The following is an 8,440-nucleotide window of genomic DNA, read 5'->3' on the forward strand; positions in this document are numbered from 1 at the left end:
AAATTGAGGCAAGATCTTGCTTTGGGCGGCAAGACGTTGCCGACCCTCCAATGAATAAGGCCAAAATCCAGGTTTGCCCCAGATGCTGCTATCCTGCCGCATATATGCCTTCGACCGCATTGTGAATTACCTCGAAGGCATCGCTCTTGAACTTGCGGATTCGTCGCCATGATCAATCGCCAAAAGGACGCCGGTTCCGAGTTCCGCGTCGAAATCAGTTTTCGTCTTGCGGCGGCAAATTCCCGCTGCCGCACGGAAGGGGCGATGAATTCCACAACGGGTCCCCGGCACTATAGCCGCGGGGAATGCCGAAGCCGCGCATCATGCGGGATACCGATCTGCATCTGGATGAGATCAGGGTGAAGAGGTGGGATTTTCGGTAGTTGAAGGCTCCCGGCCCGTCAGAACAAGTGAGCAGTCGCTTGTTCCAGAGTTCACACTGCTCGCGTCCTACGCATTTGGTTATGCCGGTGCCCGAAGGGTTGAATATGGTGGGCCGCCTGATTATGAACAGTGCTCGACAAGGCCCTCGGCCTTGCGTTGCGCTTGTTCAGCGCTATTCAATCCCACCACGATCAACAGAACACCTATCCTGACTGAGCTTTGACCCTGGAAGCCCGTGGTGGTTACACCGCGATGACCACTCGGCCGATGGGTCGAGCCTGGCATGCCAGAATAAATCCAGCTTCGGCGTCGTCCGACCCCAGACCGTCTGAGCAGTCGTGATCGACTTTGCCTTCCGACATCGGGACCTTGCATGAGCCGCATTGGCCGGCGCGACAGGAATAGGCAATGTCCACGCCGGCCTTGAGCGCGATGTCGAGAACCGTGTCGGAGGTTGCGCAATCGATTTCAGAACCCGCGCCAGAAAAAACGATCCTGGCCATTACTCCGCTTGCCTGGGCAGGCTTGGCCGAAGAGGGCGCGCCGCCGAAGCTTTCCTGGCGGAAATTATCCATGTTGTAGTCGAGCTTCTCCAGCGCCTCCTTTGCGGCGACCATGAATGGCACGGGACCGCACAGATACACGTGTCGCGCATGGAGGTCGGGCACGATCTCGGGCAGGAGTTCGTGGGAAATGTGACCCGTTGGGCCGCTCCACGCCTCTCCCGGGCGGCTGACAACGAACGTGGTCTTGAAATTGCGGTGCCGCCGCGAAAGATAGTCCAGTTCTGCCGCATAAATGAGGTCGTCGGGTGAGCGGGCGAAATGGACGAAGTGGATATCCGCCCCGCTCGCGGTGTCGCAGAGCCAGCGCGCCATGGACATGACGGGCGTGACGCCACTACCGCCAGAGACGAACAGATAGGGGCCCGGCGCTTCGCCGACACAGGTGAACTTGCCGAACGGACCTTCGCCGAAGACCTGGGTTCCGGGCGTCATGTTTTCATGCATCCAGTTAGAAACCAGCCCGTCAGGGATGCGCTTGATCGTCACCGACAAGACATGCGGCCGAGAGGGTGTGGCCGAAATGGTGTAGGACCGGCGCACGATCTTGCCGTCGATCGGCAATTCGAAGGTGATGAACTGCCCGGGCAGGAAGCGAAAAAGGCGTCCCGGATCGGAAACAAAATGGAAGGTTCTGACGTCATGGGTCTCGTCGACGACATCGACGCAGGTGAGTCTTATCTTTCCACGCTGCCAGACATAGTCCGGCGATACCTCGGCCGTCAGGAGGTCTGCGCTAAACGCGATCGGCAAGGACGCCGCGCCTCTTGCTGCAGTCGTCTCCTGAGACGTCGCGGCGCCACCGGACCGAGCCGATGGCCGACGGATCAACGCGGTCACAGCGTCAAATTCGCTCGCCGCTGCGGTATCGCGGCGGAACAGACCGGCCGAGGCTTTTGCCACAGCCAGAAGTTCCGCGCAGAACTTTGCGAGGTCGGCTTCGATCTGCACTCTTTCTTCCGAAGAAATGGATGTCAGAACCGTGTCGATAGACGCTTCCACGGCGTCGACGCCGACGCGGATGTCGCCTTTGGCATAGCGCTTCCAGAAGGCCGGCTTTTCTTCGCGCGTGTGGATCAGCGATCGCTGAAGTAACGGCGACGAGCACCAGGAGGGGTTGGCGATCAGTTCCTCGAAACGCTCCATTTCATGCGCCGTCATCGCGCCGTCGCCATCGGCAATGCGCACGAAGATGAGCAGCGGCAACTCGACTAGAACCCTGGATTTTTCGGTAATACGAGCAATCATGGCAACCTCTTACTCGGCTGGAGCCGTTGCGGGCATCGAACGCGCGACTGCGCGGCCCGCCGATGCGATCGTGTCCTGCAGATAGCCGGAAACGACCTTGAGAACGCCAAAGGTCGCTCCAAGGTCGCGTTGCAGCAGATCGTCGATGACGTCCCTGGGGATAGATATTGCAATCGCCTCTGCGCTTGCGACCTCGATCGATGCGGAGCGCGGCCGGCCGGTGATGACACCCAGTTCTCCGAACACCGCACCCTTCTTTCCGCCCCCGAGCACCAGCCTGCCGTCAGCGCTGTTGACGAAGGCGACAGTCTCGCCGTCGACCAGAACGAACATGTCGTCGGGTGCATCGCCATGGCGGCAGATGAGATCGCCCCGCCTGAAGGTCTTGATCGCAGCGGCATCCGCAATGCGGGCCAGAGCCGAAAGGTCAAGTTGCGAGAACACGTCCACCCTGACGAGTTCGGAGATGATCTGGAGACGGGCCGAGACGGTCCCACGCTCGGCGTGATGCTTCAGATCCACGATCAGCGGCGGCAGATTGACGAGCACCTCCCAGAGCTCCGGCCGGCCAGCGTGAATGCCATAGAGTGCCGAGATTGCGAGCCCCGCAATGAACGGATCTGGATCATGGGACAGGTCGCGCAACACATCTTCGAGAGGGCGAACGCCCCCAATGACGTCGAAATATGTTCTCCCAGCCGTCTCTGTTGTCCGGGACAGGAAAGCGGAATGCAGATGATCCGGAATGAGGCCGATCCCCTCATCAATCGCCTGTGCCGCTTTTCGTCCGATCAGCGCCCGAAGCGTTCGTCCGATGCCAAGCACGACCGTATCGTCACGGACCGAGGCAAGCCACAGGAAGAGTTCACGCACCAGGCTTTTCTGCTTGAGCATCAGAGCGTGGCGCAAGAGAGCGGATTCCGCGGCTTCACTCGCTGACAGAGAGAAGCGGTCGATTTCGACGCGTTCGATCCTGGCAAGAATTGCGCGTGCGTTGTCGATGAAATGGCTGTCGTCTTCGGTCAGCCCAGCTGCGATGCGCAAATGCTCTTCGTCGGAAATGTTGAACATTGCCTTGACCGGCTGGAACGCATCGATCGCTGCAGGGCTTGCAAGATACTGCGCCGGCGCGATCCCCGCAGACAGTCCGCGCTGGATCAGGTCGACCAGAAACTGGCGATAGTTGTCGCGACGGATCTTGGTTTCAGCCGACTGGGCCATGTCGGAATTGAGGATCGACGGATCGGCGACGCCCAGGGCTGCGACGATAGCCTCGTGATCCGCGTCCGTGAGCCCGAGATGCGAACGCACTTCGCTCAGCGTCTTCAGACTGTCGGCAGACCGTGTCTGGCCCGTCTCGATGGCGTCGGACACAATGCTGCGATAGGCCTCTCGCTTCTGCGTCTGGGTGAGATTGGGCAGGGTGCGGGCAAGCACATAGATCTCGTCTGCGGAGAGCTGCTCTATCTTGCGTCCTTCCAGCACGTCCTCGAAGCGGAACCCCATCCGGACCAGCTGCTCGCGCAACGTAGTGCCGAGGTTTTCGCGCCTGTAGCGATCCGGATCTCTGGCCAGCGAACGGATCATCCACGTCACCGACACGAACACGATGGTCATGTCTATCAGCTTGATCGCCCATGGCGGCATCAGGAAGATGTTGGGCCGGCCCGCGAAGACATAGAAGAGATTGAAGCTCAGAAAGGCGCTGATCGTCAGCATGTGGTGACGGCGGCGTGTCTTCGAGATCGAAAGCCCGCGAGCCTCCGCAATGGCGGCATAGGCAGCCTCGATTGCGAGAAACAGCAGATAGGACAGCGCGATAGAGACCACAAAATAGAGCGGTGCGGCAAGAAGCTTAGGAATCGGAACCGCATAACCGTCGAAATAGAAGCCGGGGTTCAGAAGTTTGCCGAGCTGGTTGTTCTCGTGCGTCCAAGCGCCCGTCATGTAATAGGACCAGCCACCGGAATAGGCAAAGTAGTAGGTGTAGAAGGCGAAGACGAGGCCGAAGAAGCCGTAATAAACGAAACGCTTCTGGTCGGAATCAACCGACTTCCAATAGGAGTTCTCCAGATCGACATCCGGACAGTTCGATGTGCAGCCGACACAGATGCTCTGGTCCGTTCCCTCCCTGGGCGTCCGGCATACGGACTGTGCCAGAGGCGACTTCTGGATATGGGCCTTGGAGTCCAGCAGGCCGCCTGGCCCGGTATATATGCCCTGAATGACGGCCGTCGGACAGAAATAGTTGCACCAAGTCTTGCCGCCGTAAAACAGGCCGACGAGAAATGCAAACGTGATCAGGAACAGGAAGGCGAGCAGAAGAGCGGTCCGGTTCGAATTGTAGAACAGCAACCGGCACATCACGCCGAGCGCGAGAAAGGTGAACTGGAAAAGCAGCGCATGTTCACGCATCCAGGATTGCGTGGGCATGAGGGCAAGCACCTTTTCGACCCTGCCGCTGCTGCGATTCAGCCGTTTGATGCGCCGCTCGAAACCGAACATGCGCGGGATCTGGCTCACCATGGAAAGCGGACAGATGCGTCTCCAGAATTCGTGCCCGAAGACCATCAGAACGACCGGTACGAAGGGGAGTACCATCGTCCAGAATATCCGGTTCGACATGTGATAGGGCTCGGAGGAAAGCTCCACCCCCTGGACGGTCACGATGGAATGAGACAGCCGAAACGGGCTCGCCAGATTATCCGGTTGGGTGAGGGCTGGGGTTAGCGGATCCCAGACCAGCGAGACCATCAATACGCCCCATGCTGCAAGCAGGCCCCAGCGGACCCGGCGCATATGTAATTCCTTGGCTCGTGAAAGCACGCGCGACCACCATGAAATTCTTGATTTTCCCTCAAAAGCAGGGGAAACTCGGATAAAATGAAGAATACGAAATTTCGGAAATCAATTGCCTGATTCATAGAATCAGTCCTCATTTGGCACAAGCAGAATCCGCGCCAAAACCCCTGCAAATTGCAGGTTCGCTATATGATGGAGAGGGCGCTTTGCCGCTTTGCCGCTTTGATTGGCGGTTCGCCTGATGGGTTCACGTGTTGCGACACGGAAACTCACCGACTTTTGAATGTTTTTGTCTGGCATGCGAGGCTGCTTGCGGTGATGCTGGAGGCACGTTTCATCGAAGGATTTTTCAAATGCCGATCATTTCTCCGCCATGCCTCTGCAGCAATTTCAATCGCAGACAATTTCTGGCTACCTCGATTGCGGGCCTGGCCGCATCCGGTTTCGGCCTGGGTGACGCCTACGCTGCCGGACTGAAGCTCCGTGGTCAGGCAAAAGTCGATGGTGTTCCGGCAACACAGGGCACGATCGTCACGGCAAATTCCACGGTTGAGGTGCCCGCGGGCTCCGAGGTGGCGTTCGCCGTCAAGGATGACGCTTTTATTCTTCGCGGAGAGGAAGGGTCGGGCGCCAAGGTGACGTTTGAAAGCCCAACCGGTGCGGTTCAGTCTGCGAATGTCCCCATTGGGGCCTTGCTTTCGGTCTTCTCGAAGGGGAGCGGGCGAACTGTTGTCGGCTCGACCGCGACAATCGGAATCCGGGGCACCGGATTTTACATGGTTTCGAAAAGGCGGTCGACCTATGTCTGCTATTGCTACGGATCATTCGAATTCAAGGCAAATTCTGTGCCGCAGGTCCGTTCCGAGACTGTCAGCAGTTATCATGACAAGGCCGAGACGATTTCCGTCGGCGCTAAGGGCCCCGAACTCCGTGTCGTGGCCAAGCTCATGAACCACTCTGATGCCGAACTGATCGCAGCAGAGCACAGCGTCGGACGCAAGGCGCCATTCGAGCGCTGAGAATGTCGCCGCAAAGCGCGGGCGGGAGGGCCTTGATGCGACAAGTTGCCGGCCGGTGGCGTGCGCCGATCCTGGTCATTTTCATCGTGACTTTCGCAGTCCTTCATATGGGACGTTGGGTGCCCATTGGCCTGGTCGAGCGGCTGGAAGGCTGGGCCTACGATATGCGCATACAGGCGTTCCCGCCGAAGCGTGAAAACGATTCTGTCGTTATCGTTGACATCGACGAGCGAAGTCTGGCCGAGTTAGGCCGCTGGCCGTGGTCCCGCCGGACGATGGCAGGACTGATCACGGGTCTGCTCTCGAATTATCACGTCAATACCATCGGTCTGGATATCGTGATGGCGGAACCCGAGAGCGCAGAGGCCGATGGCGCCTTCCGCGCAGCCGTTCAGGGACAACCCGTTGTTCTGGGATACTATTTTTCGTCTTTGGCCGAAGGGCGGGGCGGGGTTGGTGCACAGATGCGTTCCGGTATTCTGCCGCACGCGGCTATGTCGATCCAAGCTCTCGATGGCTTGAACTCCGGCTACTCTCATTGGTCGGACTACACCGCCAACACGGCGGCAATTGTGGGCGATGCGCAGCCCCAGGGGCATTTCAACCCATGGATGGATCCCGATGGTGTGATCAGAAGGGTCCCGGCACTCGCGGAATACGACGGGCAGCTTTATCCGTCGCTTTCACTAGAAATGACACGCGTTGCCATTGGCGGCACAGGCTATGCCCTGGAGGCAGCGGCCGGCATGCCCGCGGCCGGGATCCGCATCCGGTCATTAGACCAGAACGCGATTATTCCCGTTGACGACGAACTGATGATCAACGTGCCCTTTCGTGGAGGCCGCGGGAGCTTTGACTACATCTCGGCGGCGGATGTTCTGGCCAGGCGTGTTGCGCCGGAAAGGCTGCAAAACAAGATCGTATTGATTGGCACAACCGTACCGGGCCTGTTCGATCTTCGGGCCACACCAGTCGATCCGGCGTATCCCGGCGTCGAGGTGCATGCGAATGCGATTTCGGCGATGCTGGATGAAACGTTGCTTCGAAGGCCCGGCACCGCATTGCTGATCGAGCTTGCAATGGCCGGACTCGGCATGGCTCTGACCTACGCCGCTCTTTTCATCCTGCCCCCTTTGGGAGGTTTTGTCGCAACCGCGCTGATCGTCGTCCTGCTAGCCGCTGCAAATGCGGTGCTATGGGTGAGGCTCCATTGGGTCATCCAGATCGCTCCCGGCCTCACGGCTATCCTCACTCTCGCCATCGGGCTGATCGCCTTGCGGTGGCTGGAATCCATGCGCCATCGCAACGAAATTGTCGGCATGTTCCGCGAATATGTCCCAAGGGAGGTGGTGAGCGAACTGGTGAATTTGAGGTCAGCAGATTTGATGGCTCCGAAGCAAATGGAGCTCACAATCCTCTTCGTCGACATCGCAGGATTTGTCTCGTTGGCGCGTGACCTGTCGCCAGACCAGGTCGCGGCGCTGCTGCGGAGAGTTCTGAATCCGCTCTCGGATATCATTCACGAGACTGGTGGAACCATCGATAAATATATCGGTGATTGCATCATGGCGTTTTGGGGTGCGCCGATCGTCGTGGAGCATCATGCTTTGCAGGCGGTGACGGCAGCGATGCGAATGCAGGAAACAGTCGCTGCCATCAACCAGTCGCTCGCCGAAGACGGACTACCCTGTGTTAGCATCCGCATCGGCATCAACACCGGTCCTGTCGTCGTGGGAAACATGGGCTCGACCTTGCGGCGGAGCTACACGGTCATCGGAGACGCTGTCAATCTTGCAGCCCGCCTGGAGGGGGCGACACGGTCCTATGGTATACAGATTTGTGTCGGCGGTCGAACCGCCGACGCGACGGGCCAGGCATTTGTTTATCGTCGCATAGATCGTGTTCAGGTGGAGGGCTACTCTCTGCCTGACGACCTATTTGAACCGATGGCAAAAATCAGCTCGCTTTCTGACGAGCATCGGGCGGAGCTTCTATTTCACATTAACGAATGGGACAAAGCTTTCGCGCATTATCAAGCTGGTGACTTTCAGACCGCGAAAAGTGCCTTGCAGAAGCTCAAAACACATTCCCAATTCAAAGGGTCTGTTCAACTTTTGGAAGACCGCATGGATCACATTGTTCGCGGTGGAATGTCCACTTCGTGGACCGGTACCTGGAGGTTAGGCAAGAAATAGGATTGTGAGTTCTTTACCGTTGGGGGGATCGGCATCGGTTCAGGAGGTCGGCCGCCAAATGCACTCCTTGCATTTTTGGCCCAACATGGACAGCATTTTGATTTACCTGATGTCCCTTGCCATATTTCCGCAAACTGGACGCGCTAGCCCAAGTGCGACTTTGGTCGGCGTGACAGTTTCTCGGTTCGGTAGCCATGTCCGATAACATTGGCTCGGAAGACCTCGGCAG

Annotated in this window: 4 protein-coding genes; 2 read left to right on the forward strand and 2 right to left on the reverse strand. The window is 58.3% G+C overall.

Annotated elements, in window-relative coordinates; all coding sequences use genetic code 11:
• Positions 1–626 precede the first annotated feature (626 nt).
• Positions 627–2,195: an FAD-binding oxidoreductase gene (locus ABID16_RS22945; protein WP_354558709.1), complete on the reverse strand. Its 1,569-nt coding sequence runs from the start codon at positions 2,193–2,195 to the stop codon at positions 627–629.
• A gap of 9 nt (positions 2,196–2,204) precedes the next feature.
• The gene (locus ABID16_RS22950; protein ID WP_354558710.1) at positions 2,205–4,994 is read right to left on the reverse strand and encodes a cyclic nucleotide-binding domain-containing protein; all 2,790 of its coding nucleotides are present in this window, start codon (positions 4,992–4,994) and stop codon (positions 2,205–2,207) included.
• A 356-nt stretch (positions 4,995–5,350) separates the two neighbouring features.
• On the opposite strand from ABID16_RS22950, the gene ABID16_RS22955 reads away from it, so the two are divergent.
• Positions 5,351–6,016, forward strand: coding sequence for a FecR family protein (locus ABID16_RS22955; protein WP_354558711.1), 666 nt, complete (start codon positions 5,351–5,353; stop codon positions 6,014–6,016).
• Between the two features lie 35 nt (positions 6,017–6,051).
• Complete coding sequence (locus ABID16_RS22960) at positions 6,052–8,211, forward strand: CHASE2 domain-containing protein (RefSeq protein WP_354558712.1); 2,160 nt, start codon at positions 6,052–6,054, stop codon at positions 8,209–8,211.
• Positions 8,212–8,440: the final 229 nt, after the last annotated feature.

Origin of the sequence: Limnomicrobium aquaticum (assembly GCF_040545545.1) — a bacterium.
GTDB lineage: Bacteria > Pseudomonadota > Alphaproteobacteria > Rhizobiales > Rhizobiaceae > Ensifer_A > Ensifer_A aquaticum.